The following is a 17174-nucleotide window of genomic DNA, read 5'->3' as shown; positions in this document are numbered from 1 at the left end:
GACGTGTCGGCAAGACAACTTGGCTATTTCATCGCCTTCATCGGGTTGCTGGTGGATCAGGCGTTCAAACTCTTCATGCTCTATGGTTTTGGCATCGAGGAGGTTGTGCTCACAGAGGGACCGGTTCAACTGACGCCATTTCTGGATCTCATCCTCGTGTGGAATCGCGGCATCAGCTACGGGCTGTTTCAGCAGAACAGCGATTTGGGCCGGTATCTTCTGATCGGAGTCGCGGGCTGCGCGTCACTTGGCCTCATGATCTGGATCTGGAGGCTGCACAACCGGATGCTGGCGATCGCACTCGGTCTGATCCTATCGGGTGCGATTGGTAATGGCATAGACCGTATCCTGCACGGTGCCGTCGTCGACCTGTTGCATTTTCACATAGAAAGCCAATGGGGCGATTTCAGCTGGTATGTCTTCAACCTTGCAGACTGCTGGATCGTGGTCGGTGCCGTCTTGTTGTTCTATGACAGCTTTTTCGGCCCCAAAGATATAGAGCCAGCTGATCGAGAGGACTCTGGCCGCAATGATGCCGCAAAGCCGTGATCTTTGTGCTCCCAACGATCAAGCCCTGAGGAATGGTGCTTGATCTCAAACCCTGATAAGCTGTATGTGTTTGGCTCAACATCGCGTTTTTGGCGAGCATTGCAGGTTCAAGCGTATCGGACAACCGGTTATCAGACGCGCCGAATGTTGCCCGAAAGAGTGCCCGAAGAGTGCCAGAATATTGTAAGGCGAATCTGACATGAAAGAAGACAAGACCGAAGGCCGAATCCTTCCATCCCGTCACAGCGAGACCCGGCGCTCAGCGCTTGGCAAGTCCGCCTTGTCAATGGCATGCCTCCTGGCTCCGCTGGGCCTTGCCGCCTGTTCGGGCATAGGAGGAACCACCTATGGTACCGGCGTAACGCAGGAACAGGCGTTGATTGATGACATTTCGTCCCTGGCCGGTGGCGGCGCATCCAAGGATCAGCCGCGGATCGAATACACGCCGCGAGCCAGCCTTGTCCTGCCCCCAGACACCTCACGTCTCCCCCCGCCTGATCAGAAAAACCCGCTTGTCGCCAAGAACGCGGATTGGCCGACCGACCCGGACGAGTTGCGCAAGCTCTACGCCGAGCGTATGGAGAACATGACAGACAAGGAACGCCAACAACTGCTCGCGGCCATTCGTCGTCTTCCGCCAGAACAGCGCAATGCGATTATCAAGAACAATTCCAACAGCGCCAACTTTGCCCGGCAGATCAAGGAGCCTGATCTGAAGGCCTCTGCTCAGGCAAAGGCTGATTATGAAAAGCAGGTTCAGGAGCGTCTGGCACTGATCCGTTTGCAGCAGGGCAAGAATTCAAAGGGCCGCAAGTATCTGACCCAACCGCCTGAGCGTTTCACCGATGTATCACCGGAAGTGCAACAGGAGCTTGCAACGCTCAATCCCGAAAAAGAAAATGAGTCGGTGTTTCAGAAAATCTGGCCGTTCTGATCTTTTGATTAAGAGCTCCACATAAACCGGAGCCACACAATGCCAACCCGATCACAAGGTTCAACAGACCATTGTGGTCGGGTTTCTTATTTCATGGGTGCGAACGCTCAGGTCAGACGAACGCACTCCGCTTCTGTTTCCCGCCTGACTTGAAGACCCCACAAACCGACTTAGTTTGGGTGCTGATTTTGAGAATCGATTCTCGTATATGAGCGGCAAAAAGCGACTCATTGGAGCTTCACCCCGTCATTTTTCTGGTCCAAGGGCACGAAGAGCATAAAATTCAAGACTTGAAGCGACGCTCAGCCTAGCAGCAGCCCTTAACAGGTGCTTAATTTTTCGAGGACTGGCATTAACCAAACAGTAACGATCTCGCAGAAAACCGCGGTTTGAGGGCATTTTTGTGTTTTTTGTGCAACAGTCCGAGCAAACAGATCGAGACAAGGATCAGAGATGATTGATCCGCGGTGAGAAACAGGTATTGTCTCCCTTGTCGCAAGCAGTGAACCCGATTGGTCTGACTGGACTGGTCACTGCATTTATAAAGTTTTATGACAAATGAAGGTCAGAAACATGAACATCAAGAGCCTCATCCTCGGTTCCGCAGCTGCCATCGTAGCAGCTGGTGCCGCACAGGCAGCAGACCTGCCGGTTGCTGAACCTGTAGATTACGTTAAAGTATGTGACGCCTATGGCGCTGGTTACTTCTTCATCCCAGGTACCGATACCTGCCTGAAAATCAATGGTGAAGTTGCCTTCTTCGTTGGATCCCACGGTTTCGGTGGCGAAGATGAAATCGGCAATGTAAAGCGCGAAGAAGATCTGCTGGACATGTATGTTGAAACCAACATCACATTTACCGCTCGCCAAGAAACCGAATATGGCACCCTGTCTGCCGTTCTCGAAATGGATGACGCTGACAACGGAGACGAAGACGGTTCCGTACTTGGTGGTGGCACCGCTTTCGATAAAGCTTGGCTGTCTCTTAACGGTTTCTATGCTGGTGTAACCGACTCCATCATCGACTTCAACGCTGGCACCACCGGCTTTGACGATTTCGCATTTGGCCAAGGTGACGTTGTTGCCATCGGTTACGCAATGCCAGTTGGCAACGGTGTAACCATCACCGTAGCTGCTGAAGATTATGCTGGTAATGCAAATGCTAACATTAACGGGGCTGCTCCTGCTGCTGGTATCTCTATGCCTTCCTTCGCTGCTACCGTTGGCGTTGATCAGGCTTGGGGTTCCATCGTAGTTGGTGGTTCTGTCTTCCAGGTTCGTTACCCGAACGCTGCATTTGATACCGATCTCGGCTACTCAGTCGGTGGTAAAGCTACCGTAGACATAGCTGAAGGCCTTAGCGTTGGTGTTGCTGGTGGTTATTCCCGCGGTTCCAACATGTACCTGCCTAAGTTCACGACTGCCCTATCAGCGCCTTCCGCATTCGACGGCACTCTGATGGCTAACTGGACAGTGTCTGCAGGTCTTGAATATTCCTTCGCTGACAACGTAACCTTCGCTCTTGACGGTGGCTACGAAAAGTGGATCGACAAGACCGTTACTAACTTCGACACCTCTCACTGGGGTGTTGCAGCTCAGATTGATTACGAAGTAGTTGATAACCTGAACGTTATTGGTCTTGTTGGCTACCAGAAAACCGACTACTCTTCGGCTTCTGGCGTGAAAGACTGGGACGACGTACGCGCTCGCCTCAAAATCATTCGCACTTTCTAATCTTGGCTTAATCGCTTAGATTACGAAACGCAGGTTTCGAGGCCCCGGAGAGTTTCTCTCCGGGGCCTTTTGTATTTGAGAGCCACGACGCGACAGGATGTCTCATCCATATCGTCTTCAGATGCCGCTGAGACTCAACTTTTGTAATTTTCTCTTCACTTCGTCAAACATTTGGAAACCCACGCCTTCTAAGCTTGGACTCAATTCCATTTCTTCATGGACACCGCGCTGTAGGTAAGGCAGGCATGAGCGAAGTTGAAACTCTCAGGGATCCGCAGGCTTTACGCGCTGCGAACATCAATCCCGACACGCTACTGGCAACTGATTATCTGAATCACTTCAATGAAGTACTCATGCTGATCGAGATGCTGCCAGCAATGCCGGATTGCGCCGAGGACGTGTTTTCATGGCAGCCAATGAGCTATGCCGACTATTTCGAGCAATCCACCTTCAAGGAAAAGACCCTCGCCATTGAGCTTTATGACGAGGTTTCACCTGAGGTGAAGAAACTCTTTGAGGATCTGATCGGGAGAATCGATGAAAATGTCTTCGGGTTGATCGAGCGAATTTCGAATTTGAATGGCGATCTTTCAGGCGCGTCTTATGAGAGCCTCGCCTTTTCAGCCTCGACCGAGATCCGGCCATTGATCGACAAAGCCAGTGCGCTGGTGAATGCAAGTGCTGGTACCACGGACTGGATGCTTGCCATTGATCATCCGACTGCTCAGGATGAAGTCGACCGCCTTTTTGACTAATGCTGGTCCGACTGCTTTCGTCGTGACCTGCCGTTGGTCTTTTATCCATCCAGAGCCTTAAATAGACTTGGATTGAGACAAGGTTATTCCATGGCGACGTCACGCTCCTACCCCGACCATCCGTTTCTCGGCGTAAGTGCTCTTATACGATCCGGAGATCACGTGCTTCTGATTGAACGGGGCAATCCACCCCTTGCGGGCGAATGGAGCCTGCCAGGTGGCACGGTGGAGACCGGCGAGAGTCTTGAAGAGGCAATCCAGCGCGAGATTCTTGAAGAAACAGGTCTCGATTTCACGCCCAAGGGTGTTGGAGAACTGGTTGAAGTCATTCTCCACGATGAAGAAGCACGCTGTAGCCGTCATTTCGTCATCGCGGTCTTTGTCGGTCACCCATCGGCTCTGGATCTTCCCCTGCCGATCCTGTCAGCGGGCGATGATGCGCGACAAGCATTGTGGGTGCCGCTTGATCAGGTCAAAACCTATCCCCTGACTGACGGCACCATCGACGTCATAAACCGCTTGGTAAATGGCGGGAAACGCATCTACCTGCCCGCGTGAGAAGCCAAGCGCAGCCACACTGAAGCCTGATTCACCCACGCTCAGCACTAAAGCGCGGCCGTCGACCAAGGATCAGGCCTCATCTTCCTGCACGATCCATGGCTCCTTGAGCGCGGCTTCCTCCCATTGCTGCCAGGCAGGCAGGGCTTTCATCGCCTTGCGATAGCGACCGAACACGTCGCTATCGCTCAATGCATATTTCTCGAACCGATTGATGACAGGCGCGTACATGGCATCGATGGCGCCGAAATCGCCAAACAGAAACGGACCGCCCGATTGATCAAGACATTCGGACCAGATCTGTTCGATTCGCTCCACATTCTTGACAACAGCGCCTGCACTGTAGGGATCAAGGTCAAGGGCCTTGATCTCTCTGCGCATGTTCATCGGACACGACCCACGAAGACCAAAGAACCCGCCGTGCATTTCAGCGGCAAAGGCTCTGGCCTTGGCCCGGTCCATGACGTCTTCGGGCCACAGCGATGCTTCGGGGAACAGATCCGCCACCACTTCCAAAATCGCGAGGGATTCGCAGATGGTGACCGTCTCAGCTCCTTCCTGCTCGACTCGCAAGGCCGGCACTTTCTTGGTGGGAGAGAATTCGATGAAATGGGCGTGCCCCGTCGCCTCGTCGAATTGCAGCAAATGCTCGGTGAAAGGGATGCCCTTCTGCGTCATCGCAATCCACGGCCGAAAGGACCAGGAAGAATAGTTCTTGTTGGCTATATAGAGCGTCAATTTGAGATCGCGAGACTCTGGCCGAGACATGAAAGCACCTTTGGGTTTGGATGTTTTCCATAGATTAGGCAAGAATTCAGACCATGACAACTTCTGAGCGCAGTCTCCAGACGATAGAATAGAGATGTTGAGGTGGCCGATAGCGGCACTCAGGCCCGGTCGACAGAAGGGTGGCCGGGGGGCACGGTGGCGAGAGCTGCTTTCTCGTCATCATCGCTGATCAACTCCTCGGCCGCCTCCAGATTGACAGACACCAACTGCGAAATCCCGCGCTCTGCCATGGTGACACCAAACAGGCGATCCATGCGGGACATGGTGATCGGGTTGTGCGTGATGGTGACAAAGCGGGTTTCGGTCAACTGGCGCATTTCCAGCAGCAAGGTGCAAAAACGCTCCACATTCGCATCGTCGAGCGGTGCGTCGACCTCATCAAGCACGCAAATCGGCGCAGGATTTGTCAAAAAAACCGCAAAAATCAGCGACATAGCCGTCAGCGCCTGCTCGCCACCAGACAACAGTGTCATGGTTTGCGGCTTCTTGCCCGGCGGTCGTGCGACAATATCGAGACCGGCTTGCAAAGGGTCATCCGCTTCGGTGAGCTGCAATTCGGCCTGACCGCCACCAAACAATTTGGAGAACAGCGACTTGAAGTGTTCGTTGACCACTTCGAACGAGGCAAGAAGGCGCGCACGGGCTTCCTTGTTGAGGTTGAAAATCCCATTTCTGAGCTTCTTGATCGCCTCAATGAGATCATCGCGCTCGGTTTCCATGGTGCTCAGTTGATCGGAGATTTCGGTTGCCTCTTCATCGGCGCGCAAGTTCACGCCTCCGAGCCGCTCGCGTTCGTTGCGCAGGCGCTCAAGCTTGCTCTCGATTGCCGCCATCGCGGGCAAGGGAGCGCCTTGCTTGAGGCCAGCCAGCCCGAACGTCGCGGCAGGGGCGCAATCAAGCGCTTCGGCGATCTGTCGCGTCAGTTCCTGTTTGCGGCTTTCGATGCCCTTCACGCGTTCATCGGCGCGGCTACGCGCTTCCCTTGTCGTGCTCAGCCCTTCCATGGCGACCTTGGATGCAACATCAGCTTCCATCGCCGCGCGTTCGGCTTCGGCGAGAGCATCGCTGGCTTCTTTCTGGATTTCCTCTGCCTTGGCAATCCCGGAGAGAAGCGACCGCCGCCGCGCCGCAAAATCGTCTGGCGCATCCTCAAGAGCAGAGATTTCCTTTTCTGTCTCCTGAAGGCGTGCATCGAGCGTGGCAATCTGGGCGTCCGCATTTTGCGCGCGGGCCACCCAGCTTGACCGCTCCCGTTCAATGGCCTCAAGGCGCCGCTGCCGCATGTCGGTCTCGCGGGTCAGTCCCTGAACATTGGCGCGGGCTTCTGCAACCAGACTGCGGGTTTCCGACTGGACGAGGCGCGCCTCATCTCGCTCGCGTTGCAGATGCGCAAAGTCCGGTAAATCCTGCAGCTGTTGTTCCGCCTCATACAGCACCGCGCGGGCTTCTTCCTCATCCTCAACAAGGCGCTCAAGCGTCGCTTCGAGCGTCGCTTTTCTGGCCAGCAACTGATTGGCATCCCGTTCTGCACGGGACAGTGCATCTCTCAGGAGTGAAAGGCGTTTCTGGGCATCACGCCAGCGGTTGCGGGCGGTCTGTTCCGCCTTGGCGCTGTCAGCAGCCGCATCCTGCTTTTCCTGAAAGGCCCTTCGCGCCATCTCCAATTGGTCTTGTGCTTCTTCAAGCCGCCCTTCCAGTTCCTCCAGCCGGTTTCTTTGCTCTAGGCGCTGAGCGGCCGAGGTTGGTGCACCGGCTTTCATGACAAGGCCATCCCACCGCCACAGATCTCCTGCAAGGCTAACCAGACGCTGACCGGGCTTGAGGAGCGGTTGCATGCCGGCGCCATCGCTGGCGGCAACGATGCCAATTTGATTGAGGCGGCGCGTGACGCGATCCGGCCCGGCAACCATCTCAGCGAGCCTAGGCAAATCATTCGGCAGATCGGGATCATCATCAAATGGCGGTAGCTCGTCCCAGTGACGGGCAGCATTGGCATCAAGAGCCGCATCAAGGTCGTCCCCGAGCGCGGCTGCCAATGCGGTTTCATAACCGGCCTCGACCTTCAAGCGAGACATCAAGGTTGGAAAACGGGTGTCTTCACCGGACTGGACAATTCTGGCCAGGGTGCGGGCTTCGGTGTCAAGGCGGTTGAAAGCGCTCTCGGCATCGGCGCGGGCGCGGCGAGCCTCGGTTTCGGCCTCGCGCATCTCGGCCACGGCAATGGATGCGGTTTCGGCCGCGGCTTCAAGAACCTCAAGCTCTTCAGATGCTGTCTCAACCTCGGCACGGCGTACATCGAGATCGCTGTCACGATCGAGCTCATCACTCACCTTGTCCAGATCCCGGCGGCTTTGGGCCGTCTGGCTTGCAAGACGGGCAACCCGCCCCCGGGCCGCTTCGGTCGCCTGAGCCATCTGGCGGGCCGTACCTTCCGCCTCGGCCAGACGAGCGGTCAGGTCGCTTGCATGGCTTTCGGCCTTTTGCAGCTCCGCTTCAGCATCGGCAAGCGCTTTCTCGGCCTCAAGTCTGGTTGTGCCCGTGGCTTCTTCCTCGGTGACCAGCTGTGCCTTTTCCTCATCAAGAGCGGCCAACAGGTCGGCATTCTCGGTGACCAACTGCTGTTCGCGCGCGCGGTCTTCCTTCAATTGCTCCACGCGGCGCGTGAGATCGACCATCTTTTCCTTGACGCGCTGTTCTTCTCCGTCCAGTTCGCGTGCGGCCAGCGTCAGCCGCTGGAGGGCTGCGGCCTTTTCCGCCTGTTTGTTACGCAAGTCCGGCAATTGATGTTTTGCGACGGCTTCTTCACGCGCGGCGGCTGATTGCTGCGTTGTTGCTTCTGCTACAGCGAGATCGGCGCGGCGCAGTTCCTCTTTCGCCTTTTCCTCATCGCTCATCACATCGCGCCAGCGCAAATGATAGAGCGTGGCCTCTGTGGAACGGATATCAGATGAAAGATTGCGATAGCGGTTGGCCTGGCGGGCCTGTCGCTTCAGACCCTCAAGCTGGGTCGCGATCTGCGCCATAATGTCTTCAAGACGCTCAAGATTGCCTTCTGCCGCCTTCAGACGCAGTTCTGCTTCGTGGCGGCGCGAATGCAGCCCCGATATGCCAGCGGCCTCTTCGAGCAGGCCGCGGCGCTGTGTCGGCTTCTGGCTTATGATCTCGCCAATGCGCCCCTGCCCGACCAGCGAGGGTGAGCGCGCGCCCGTCGACGCATCCGCAAAGAGCAACTGCACATCACGAGCACGTACGTCTTTGCCATTGATCTTGTAGGCCGAGCCGCTCTCCCGCTCAATGCGGCGGGAAATCTCGATCGCATCCTCATCATTAAAGCCCGCAGGCGCGGTGCGGGCCGTGTTGTCCAGAAAGACGGTCACTTCGGCGGTATTGCGCGCCGGTCGATGGGTCGATCCGGCAAAGATCACGTCATCCATCCCCGAAGCACGCATGTTGCGATAGCTGTTTTCGCCCATCACCCAGCGTAGAGCCTCGACAAGATTGGACTTGCCGCACCCATTGGGCCCGACCACACCGGTCAAACCCGGATGAATGATGAAATCCATCGGCTCGACAAAGGATTTGAACCCAAGCAGCCGCAGCTTCGTGAAAATCATCAGACACCTCTCCCGGAAGAGGGCGTGGCTGCAATCAGGCGGCAGGGCACCAACGACAAAAGGCGTGCCAACGACCCTGACCGGACCATTTGACACGCCTTGAGAACTTGGTCGATGCGGAACCGACCAATTCGATTAGAGCAGTGGTTCCAAAATTTTGTCGAACTCCTCAACCGACATGGCTCCGACATGTTTTTCGCCGTTCACAAAGAAAGTCGGCGTGGAATCAACCTTGAATTCCTCATGTCCACGTTCCCGCACTGCCGTGATATCGTCCAGCAGTTTTTGGTTGGTGAGACATGCCTTGAAGCTCTCCTGTGTAAAACCTGCCTGTTTCGACATGATTTCCAGCTGCTTTACAGGATCGTCCGAAAAGGCCCAGGTGCGCTGGGTATCCAGCAACAAGCTGATCATCGGCTCGGGATTGCCACTGGGTGCGCAACGGGCGAGCATGGCCCCGGCTGCAGCAAGTGGATCCAACGGGAACTCGCGCAGGATGAAGCGGATCTTGCCTGTCTTGATATATTTCTCATCGACATGCTTGAAGGTGGTCGCATGAAAATTGGCGCAATGACCGCACGTCAAAGAGAAATACTCGATAACGGTGATCGGTGCATCGTCCTGACCGAGAACGACGTCTTCCAGATTGCCCTTTTCAAGGAGCTTGTCCTGATCAAAGCTCTCAGCAAGGGCTGGTGCGGTTGACAGCGCAGGCAGGCTGGCGAAGGCTGCGAGCCCTAGCGTTAGTCGGCTGCCGGTCGCCAAAAGATCTCTACGCGTGATGGCCATGTTCTGTTCCTTGTCATCGTTGTCTTTTACGCTCGGTGAACTTGGGCGCATCATAGCGAGATTGGCCCTCTTCGTCCTCTTTGTTTGCTGACACTTCAATCACATTTTGGCGAATAAAGGGCAAGATCCTGACTGAGATATTCACCTTGCGGATTTGTAATGTTTGATTTTTCGAACCTATGATTGGACTTGCGATAAGGAAAAGGGCGATCTCCGAGATAGAAATCACCCTTCGAGTTTGTTAGGGGACTGTTTTTCTTAACTAACGCTGAGCCCAACACGGACGTTGCCGCGTGTTGCGTTGGAATAGGGACAGACCTCATGGGCTTTCTCAACGAGGCCTTTGAGCTCTGCCTCATCAACACCCGGGGCTTGGACTTCGAGATCTACATCGATTGCGAACCCGGCACCGCCGTCTGCTGGATTGGGGCCAATGCCAACGCTGGCCGTTACGCTCGCGCTGTCATCCAGTTTCACCTTCGCCTGGCTTGCGACCAGTTTCAGGGCACTGAGGAAGCATGCGGCATAGCCTGCTGCAAACAACTGCTCGGGATTGGTGCCCGGGCCGTTGTCGCCGCCCAGTTCCTTGGGAGTGCTCAGAACAGCTTCGAGCTTGCCATCAACGGATTTTGCGGTGCCTTCACGGCCACCGGTCGCTGTTGCGCTGGTCTTGTACATGATCTCCATGAGATAACTCCTTCAGTTGGGTGGCTTAACAATCACCGGAAAACGTCACCAGATATTTTGTTATTGCGATAACTATTATATTAAAGAGATAGTGACGCTGCTCCGATCTGTCAACCGGTCCTTGCAATTGCTTTTCATGGCATCACCTAAATGTGAGCATCCAGTAGATTGCCGCGCAGGCGGGCCAGTGTCTCACGCAAATGGATGAGATCGTCAACCGCCATCGCGCTGGCGTCCAGCACGCACGGTCCAATTCCAGCGGCCTTTTCACTCAGCGCATGCCCTTTTGCCGTGAGATGGATATCGAGCGCGCGTTCATCACTCTTGCTCTTTTCACGCGTTATCAGGTCATCCTCTTGCAGACGCTTGAGCACAGGCGTCAACGCCCCCGATTTCTGGCCCAGTCTGGCGCCGATCTGCTTGAGTGTCAGGCCATCCTTCTCCCACAGGATGAGCATCACAAGATACTGCGGATAGGTCAGGCCAATCGGATCCAGCAGTGGCTTGTAGAGCTGAGTCATGGCGAGCGACGCAGAATAGAGTGTGAAGCAGAGCTGTTCATCCAGAGGCAAGGGGTGCTTCATTTCAGCGCTGTTTTTATTCCGGGATGACATTGGCAAATCCTGTTTTAGTTATCGCACAATTTAATGGGCGCTTGGTCGAAAGACAAGCCCGAGCCTGCCAATCCGCGAGCCATCTTCAAATCCGGAGCTTGGAGATGAAAGGTGTGGTATCATGAGACGCAACCGGGCTGTTTCATGTATCAAGCATTTTCCGGATCAATCGAAGGGGGAGAGCCAATTATGTCTTTCAAGAAAAGTCCAAAGTCCGCACGGCAGCGCCTCTTGATGTATTTATTTGCCATCGCGTGGACCGGCTGGCAGGGCACGTTGGAGGCACAGGCCACATCGGGACCGGGATGTCTTTACGTGGTCAATGTTGCCAATTGGGACGCGCTCAATATGCGCGCAAGACCATCTGCAAAATCCCGGATTGTCGACTATCTGAAGCCCGGCCAGCATGGCATCATTCGCCTTGAAAGGCCTTGCGTGCCCCTCTCACGGCCTTGGGCACAGCGCTGGTGTCCTGTTACCCATTACAGCGGCTACGATACAATGCGCGGATGGGTGAAGGCGCGTTACGTACGCGATAGCCATTGCCCCTAACCGGTCACTCAGCACCACCCATTGCCGGATATCATTGCCGGACTTGTGCCTAGGAGCGGGCGTTACTGTGCTTGGATTTGGCTTTAAAAATCTCAGCTCTTGACCAAGACGGCATGTCCCAGACGCCGCAACGCTTCGGCCATTTTGTCGTCTTTGACCCCTTCAAGCTGCATATCGAGTGCAACGGTCTCACTTCTTGTCAAAGGTCGCAAGGGATCCGGGTGCCGGTCCGGTTTGGCCCGCATGGGACGTTGCAAAATCTGGATACGGTCCACCGCAGGATAGCCGAAATAGGCATTCACCCGCTGAATGATTGTCGCCTGCTCGTGCTGAAGAAAGACAGACTGCGCGCCTTCGCAATGAAGGACCAGCGTGCCGGGCCGAAAGCCCTCCCCCTCCGTCCGCCGAGGCCAACGAATGCGCTCCGGTTCGGTGCAATCGGCGAACTGCGGACCGACGATTTGTTTCCAGTGCCGTAAGATATCCGAGGACGCAAAACCCTGCTTGCGGCAAAGCGGCGTCAGACAGGATCCGATGATGTCGCCGAGCACCTGTGCCCCTTTCTTGGGTGCAGCCCTCGTGTTGCGCATTCCGGTCTTGTTGCCTGACTTCTTGTTCAGATTACCTGATTTATCCATTATTCAGCCGGTCCTGTTTTAGCGACTGTTCCAACTGTAACACCAAGCAATTGAGTGCTTTTGACCACCATTCGATCCATCGCCGTGGTCTCATCCATTTGTAAGCTGATTTGCGCTGATTAACCAGAGTCTCAAGTGGGTAAGCGCATTAACAACAAAGAATTACGGCAATTTTTCAGTGGTCACCAACATGTTTCACACAAACGATCAAAATCGCTTTACTTTTCGTTCCAGAGGCGGGTGACATTGCAAATCAGCGTGCTAGCCGGATACCCACCCCTGATTGTCTTGAAGTGAAACAGCAAGGTTTGATTAATATAAACCTTTGGTAACCAATTTTAACTTTCTGTTATCTATAATTTTTTGGGTTTTGCAAGTGTTTTTCATTTGGTTGGCTAAAAGGCGATTTCCAACAGTTAAGTTTAACTGGTGATTTACCATGTTCGATCAGGATGGGATATGTTCAGCGGATGAAATCTTATTCGTTGCGGCAAGAAACTCTTGCGCGCCGTCTTAGCGGCCTTGGGAAATTCTTGTCTTCGAGCGTACGCACGGCTGCGTTTTGGGGAATTCGATCTCTTTGGCAGTGCGTTTTCAGTATGAGTAACAGGTGGTTTGAGTAGGCGCATGCGTTCATCAGTATCTATAAAATCAGAATTCGACGGTCACCCAACCAGCAAACCACTCTGGCTGGATACCATACTCAAAGGCGATTGCATTGCTCAGCTTGAGGCCCTTCCCAAGCACTCGGTTGATGCCATTTTCGCCGATCCTCCCTACAATCTACAACTCGGCTCAGGCCTGACACGGCCGGATCAATCCGAAGTCGATGGAGTCACCAACGATTGGGACCAGTTCGAGAGCTTCCAAGCCTATGACGCCTTTACCCGCGCCTGGCTGCTTGCCTGCAAGCGGGTATTGAAGCCGGATGGAACGATTTGGGTGATCGGCTCCTATCACAATATTTTCCGTGTCGGCGCCATCATGCAGGATCTGGGATTCTGGATGTTGAATGATGTGGTCTGGCTGAAAACCAATCCGATGCCGAACTTCAGGGGCAAACGCTTCACGAATGCCCACGAAACCATGATCTGGGCAAGCCGGGGAAAAGAGTCCAAATACACCTTCAATTATGAAGCACTGAAGGCCTTCAATGACGACGTGCAAATGCGTTCGGACTGGGTTTTGCCGATTTGTACCGGCAACGAACGCCTCAAGGGCGAGGATGGCAAAAAGGTTCATCCAACCCAGAAGCCGGAGAGCCTGCTCTATCGCGTCATGCTGTCCTCGACCAATCCGGGCGATATCGTTCTCGATCCCTTTTTCGGGACAGGCACGACTGGGGCCGTCGCCAAAATGATGGGACGCCATTTTGTCGGCGTGGAGCGCGACCCCGATTATATCAAGGCAGCGCAAGAGCGTATTGATGCGGTGGTCCCGATCGAACTGTCTGCTTTGGAAATCAGCCGCGGAAAACGATCGCAGCCTCGCATCCCCTTTGGGCGCCTTCTTGAGGAAGGTCTGTTGAAGCCGGGTGCGGAACTTACTGATAAACGCGGTAAGATTTTTGCCAAAGTCCGCGCAGATGGATCACTGGTCTCTGGTGTCCATACCGGCTCCATACACAAGGTCGGAGCGGGTGTACAGGAACTCGAAGCCTGCAACGGATGGACTTATTGGCATTTCGACAAAAACGGCGCTCGCGAGCCGATCGACGCCTTGCGACAGGTCATAAGAGACGCCGCCTGATCTTTCGCTTTCCAGACAACGTATGTCTGGCACAACAAGAGACTGAAAAACCGAGGAAATGTTCTGAGTTCCAACCATAGGTGAAAATCGGTTCCTGTCCATCACACGTCTGGCAAGGGTTTTGCGTACCGGACGTAGGTTGCAGGAGCCGTAGACGCGACAACTGACTTTCACCTAACTCGAGGCGGCCACTGGCCGCCTCATTTTTATGCGCGGTCACAGCTTATGCGTCGCTTTATTAGCTTTCCGGCTAAGCGCTTTTAGTTCTTCTTGTATTTTCCTTATATTGAACGCAAAAACCCCCATAGCTTATAGCGATGGGGGTTTTTTGATATTGTTCTTGCGTTTAACAGGCCTGGCAGCGACCTACTCTCCCACGTCTTAAGACGGAGTACCATTGGCGCAGAGGAGTTTAACGACCGAGTTCGGGATGGGATCGGGTTTGGCCTCCTCGCCATAGCCACCAGGCCGGTTAAACGCAAGGACAATGAAGCTGGTCTTTTAGTCGACGCTTTTCAGGATTTTTGTAAAAGCGTTTGAATGGTCATAGATAAATGAGAGTAATCAAGCCTATCGAGTTATTAGTACCGGTAAGCTTCGCACATTACTGCGCTTCCACACCCGGCCTATCAACGTGGTGATCTTCCACGGCTCTCAGGGAGAACTCGTCTCAAGGGGGGCTTCCCGCTTAGATGCTTTCAGCGGTTATCCCTTCCACACGTAGCTACCCTGCAATGCGGCTGGCGCCACAACAGGTCCACCAGAGGTGTGTCCAACCCGGTCCTCTCGTACTAGGGTCAGCTCCTTTCAATTCTCCTACGCCCACGGCAGATAGGGACCGAACTGTCTCACGACGTTCTGAACCCAGCTCACGTACCGCTTTAATTGGCGAACAGCCAAACCCTTGGGACCTGCTCCAGCCCCAGGATGCGATGAGCCGACATCGAGGTGCCAAACAATGCCGTCGATATGGACTCTTGGGCATCATCAGCCTGTTATCCCCGGAGTACCTTTTATCCGTTGAGCGATGGCCCTTCCACTCGGGACCACCGGATCACTATGACCGACTTTCGTCTCTGCTCGACTTGTCAGTCTCGCAGTCAGGCTGGCTTATGCCATTGCACTCAACGACCGATTTCCGACCGGTCTGAGCCAACCATCGCGCGCCTCCGTTACTCTTTGGGAGGCGACCGCCCCAGTCAAACTACCCACCATGCGCTGTCCCGGATCCGGATAACGGACCGCGGTTAGACAGCCATGACAACAGGGGTGGTATTTCAAGGATGGCTCCATCTGAGCTGGCGCCCAAACTTCAAAGCCTACCACCTATCCTACACATGCCAACACAACTGTCAGCGCAAAGCTATAGTAAAGGTTCACGGGGTCTTTCCGTCTGACCGCAGGAACCCCGCATCTTCACGGGGAATTCAATTTCACTGAGTCTATGCTGGAGACAGCGGGGAAGTCGTTACGCCATTCGTGCAGGTCGGAACTTACCCGACAAGGAATTTCGCTACCTTAGGACCGTTATAGTTACGGCCGCCGTTTACCGGGGCTTCAATTCGCAGCTCTCACCACTCCTCTTAACCTTCCGGCACCGGGCAGGCGTCAGACCCTATACGTCGCCTTGCGGCTTCGCAGAGCCCTGTGTTTTTGATAAACAGTCGCAACCCCCTGGTCTGTGCCACCCGCTAAAAGTTGCCTTCAAACGGGTCTCCCTTCTCGCGAACTTACGGGAGCAATTTGCCGAGTTCCTTCAGCATAGTTCTCTCAAGCGCCTTGGTATTCTCTACCTGTCCACCTGTGTCGGTTTAGGGTACGGTCTAACGTGGGTGCTATTTCCTGGAACTCCTACGCTGCATCATCAATCCAATAAGACAATACAACTACCGGAATCCGTCACATCCCACTGGTTGAGGAATATTAACCTCATTCCCATCGACTACGCATTTCTGCCTCGCCTTAGGGGCCGACTAACCCTGCGCTGATTAGCATTGCACAGGAACCCTTGGACTTTCGGCGAGAGTGTCTCTCACACTCTTTATCGTTACTCATGTCAGCATTCGCACTTCTGATACCTCCAGGTGCCCTCACAGGTCACCCTTCATCGGCCTACAGAACGCTCCGCTACCGCGTGTACATAGTACACACCCGCAGCTTCGGTGCATGGCTTTAGCCCCGGTACATTTTCGGCGCAAAGACCCTTATTTAGACCAGTGAGCTGTTACGCTTTCTTTAAATGATGGCTGCTTCTAAGCCAACATCCTGGTTGTTTTGGGATCCTCACATCCTTTCCCACTTAGCCATGACTTAGGGACCTTAACTGGCGGTCAGGGTTGTTGCCCTCTCCACGACGGACGTTAGCACCCGCCGTGTGTCTGCAGGATAGTACTCTTGGGTATTCGGAGTTTGGTTAGGTTTGGTAAGTCGGTAAGACCCCCTAGCCCATCCAGTGCTCTACCCCCCAAGGTATTCATCCCACGCACTACCTAAATAGTTTTCGCGGAGAACCAGCTATCTCCGGGTTTGATTGGCCTTTCACCCCTAGCAACAAGTCATCCCCGCCTTTTTCAACAGGCGTGGGTTCGGTCCTCCAGTGCGTGTTACCGCACCTTCAACCTGCTCATAGCTAGATCACCCGGTTTCGGGTCTAATCCATCGAACTAACGCCCTATTAAGACTCGGTTTCCCTACGCATACACCTAACGGCTTAAGCTCGCTCGATAAATTAAGTCGCTGACCCATTATACAAAAGGTACGCCGTCAGGCTTTCGCCCTCCGACTGCTTGTAGGCGTTCGGTTTCAGGATCTCTTTCACCCCCCTCGTCGGGGTGCTTTTCACCTTTCCCTCACGGTACTGGTTCACTATCGGTCGACAAGGAGTACTTAGGCTTGGAGGGTGGTCCCCCCATGTTCAGACAGGATTTCACGTGTCCCGCCCTACTCTAACGGCTGCTTTTCATACCGGTACGGGGCTGTCACCCACTATGGCGCTCCTTTCCAGAAGCTTCCCGTTTTATTACAGCACGGCCTGGTCCGCGTTCGCTCGCCACTACTAACGGAGTCTCTGTTGATGTCCTTTCCTGCAGGTACTTAGATGTTTCAGTTCCCTGCGTTTGCCTCTCAACCCTATATATTCAGATTGAGATACCCTTGCGGGTGGGTTTCCCCATTCAGATATCCATGGATCAAAGCTTGTTCGCAGCTCCCCA

Annotated in this window: 13 protein-coding genes and 2 rRNA genes (1 of these 15 only partly in view); 7 read left to right on the top strand and 8 right to left on the bottom strand. The window is 54.4% G+C overall.

What is annotated here, in order from left to right; genetic code table 11:
* Nucleotides 1-3 precede the first annotated feature (3 nt).
* From lspA to CPH65_RS13450, 5 genes are all read left to right on the top strand, one after another.
* Nucleotides 4-549: a signal peptidase II gene (lspA, locus tag CPH65_RS13470; RefSeq protein ID WP_244574400.1), complete on the top strand. Its 546-nt coding sequence runs from the start codon at nt 4-6 to the stop codon at nt 547-549.
* A 199-nt stretch (nt 550-748) separates the two neighbouring features.
* Complete coding sequence (locus CPH65_RS13465) at nt 749-1483, top strand: hypothetical protein (protein ID WP_096173912.1); 735 nt, start codon at nt 749-751, stop codon at nt 1481-1483.
* Between the two features lie 573 nt (nt 1484-2056).
* Complete coding sequence (locus tag CPH65_RS13460; RefSeq protein WP_157747684.1) at nt 2057-3217, top strand: porin; 1161 nt, start codon at nt 2057-2059, stop codon at nt 3215-3217.
* 245 nt (nt 3218-3462) lie between these two features.
* On the top strand, nt 3463-3972 hold the full coding sequence (locus CPH65_RS13455; protein WP_096173910.1) for a hypothetical protein: 510 nt from the start codon (nt 3463-3465) through the stop codon (nt 3970-3972).
* Between the two features lie 90 nt (nt 3973-4062).
* The gene (locus CPH65_RS13450) at nt 4063-4530 is read left to right on the top strand and encodes an NUDIX hydrolase (protein WP_096173909.1); all 468 of its coding nucleotides are present in this window, start codon (nt 4063-4065) and stop codon (nt 4528-4530) included.
* A 72-nt stretch (nt 4531-4602) separates the two neighbouring features.
* Here CPH65_RS13450 and CPH65_RS13445 read toward each other — a convergent pair whose 3' ends face one another.
* The 5 genes from CPH65_RS13445 to CPH65_RS13425 all read right to left on the bottom strand — a co-directional run bounded on the left by CPH65_RS13445 (nt 4603) and on the right by CPH65_RS13425 (nt 11023).
* Entirely contained in the window at nt 4603-5298 is a 696-nt protein-coding gene (locus CPH65_RS13445) for a glutathione S-transferase (RefSeq protein WP_096173908.1), read from the bottom strand.
* Between the two features lie 119 nt (nt 5299-5417).
* Nucleotides 5418-8933 carry a chromosome segregation SMC family protein gene (locus tag CPH65_RS13440; protein ID WP_096173907.1) on the bottom strand — a complete coding sequence of 1172 codons (3516 nt, stop codon included), beginning with the start codon at nt 8931-8933 and terminating at the stop codon, nt 5418-5420.
* Between the two features lie 135 nt (nt 8934-9068).
* Nucleotides 9069-9722, bottom strand: coding sequence for a DsbA family protein (locus CPH65_RS13435; protein WP_096176402.1), 654 nt, complete (start codon nt 9720-9722; stop codon nt 9069-9071).
* Between the two features lie 258 nt (nt 9723-9980).
* Nucleotides 9981-10409: an organic hydroperoxide resistance protein gene (locus tag CPH65_RS13430; RefSeq protein ID WP_096173906.1), complete on the bottom strand. Its 429-nt coding sequence runs from the start codon at nt 10407-10409 to the stop codon at nt 9981-9983.
* A 146-nt stretch (nt 10410-10555) separates the two neighbouring features.
* Nucleotides 10556-11023 (bottom strand): MarR family winged helix-turn-helix transcriptional regulator, encoded by a 468-nt coding sequence (locus CPH65_RS13425; RefSeq protein WP_096173905.1) that lies wholly within the window; start codon nt 11021-11023, stop codon nt 10556-10558.
* 189 nt (nt 11024-11212) lie between these two features.
* On the opposite strand from CPH65_RS13425, the gene CPH65_RS13420 reads away from it, so the two are divergent.
* A complete protein-coding gene (locus tag CPH65_RS13420) occupies nt 11213-11575 on the top strand; it encodes an SH3 domain-containing protein (RefSeq protein WP_157747683.1) in 363 nt (120 codons plus the stop codon).
* A gap of 92 nt (nt 11576-11667) precedes the next feature.
* Here CPH65_RS13420 and CPH65_RS13415 read toward each other — a convergent pair whose 3' ends face one another.
* On the bottom strand, nt 11668-12213 hold the full coding sequence (locus CPH65_RS13415) for a DUF721 domain-containing protein (RefSeq protein ID WP_096173903.1): 546 nt from the start codon (nt 12211-12213) through the stop codon (nt 11668-11670).
* Nucleotides 12214-12840: 627 nt separating this feature from the next.
* On the opposite strand from CPH65_RS13415, the gene CPH65_RS13410 reads away from it, so the two are divergent.
* Nucleotides 12841-13962 (top strand): site-specific DNA-methyltransferase, encoded by a 1122-nt coding sequence (locus CPH65_RS13410; protein ID WP_096173902.1) that lies wholly within the window; start codon nt 12841-12843, stop codon nt 13960-13962.
* Between the two features lie 353 nt (nt 13963-14315).
* Here CPH65_RS13410 and rrf read toward each other — a convergent pair.
* Nucleotides 14316-14430 (bottom strand): 5S ribosomal RNA (gene rrf / locus CPH65_RS13405).
* Nucleotides 14431-14522: 92 nt separating this feature from the next.
* Nucleotides 14523-17174, bottom strand: a 23S ribosomal RNA gene (locus CPH65_RS13400); it runs 79 nt beyond the window's last position.

The sequence above is a fragment of the Cohaesibacter sp. ES.047 genome (assembly GCF_900215505.1).
Lineage (GTDB): Bacteria > Pseudomonadota > Alphaproteobacteria > Rhizobiales > Cohaesibacteraceae > Cohaesibacter.
This window is presented reverse-complemented; position numbering and strand designations above follow the sequence as displayed.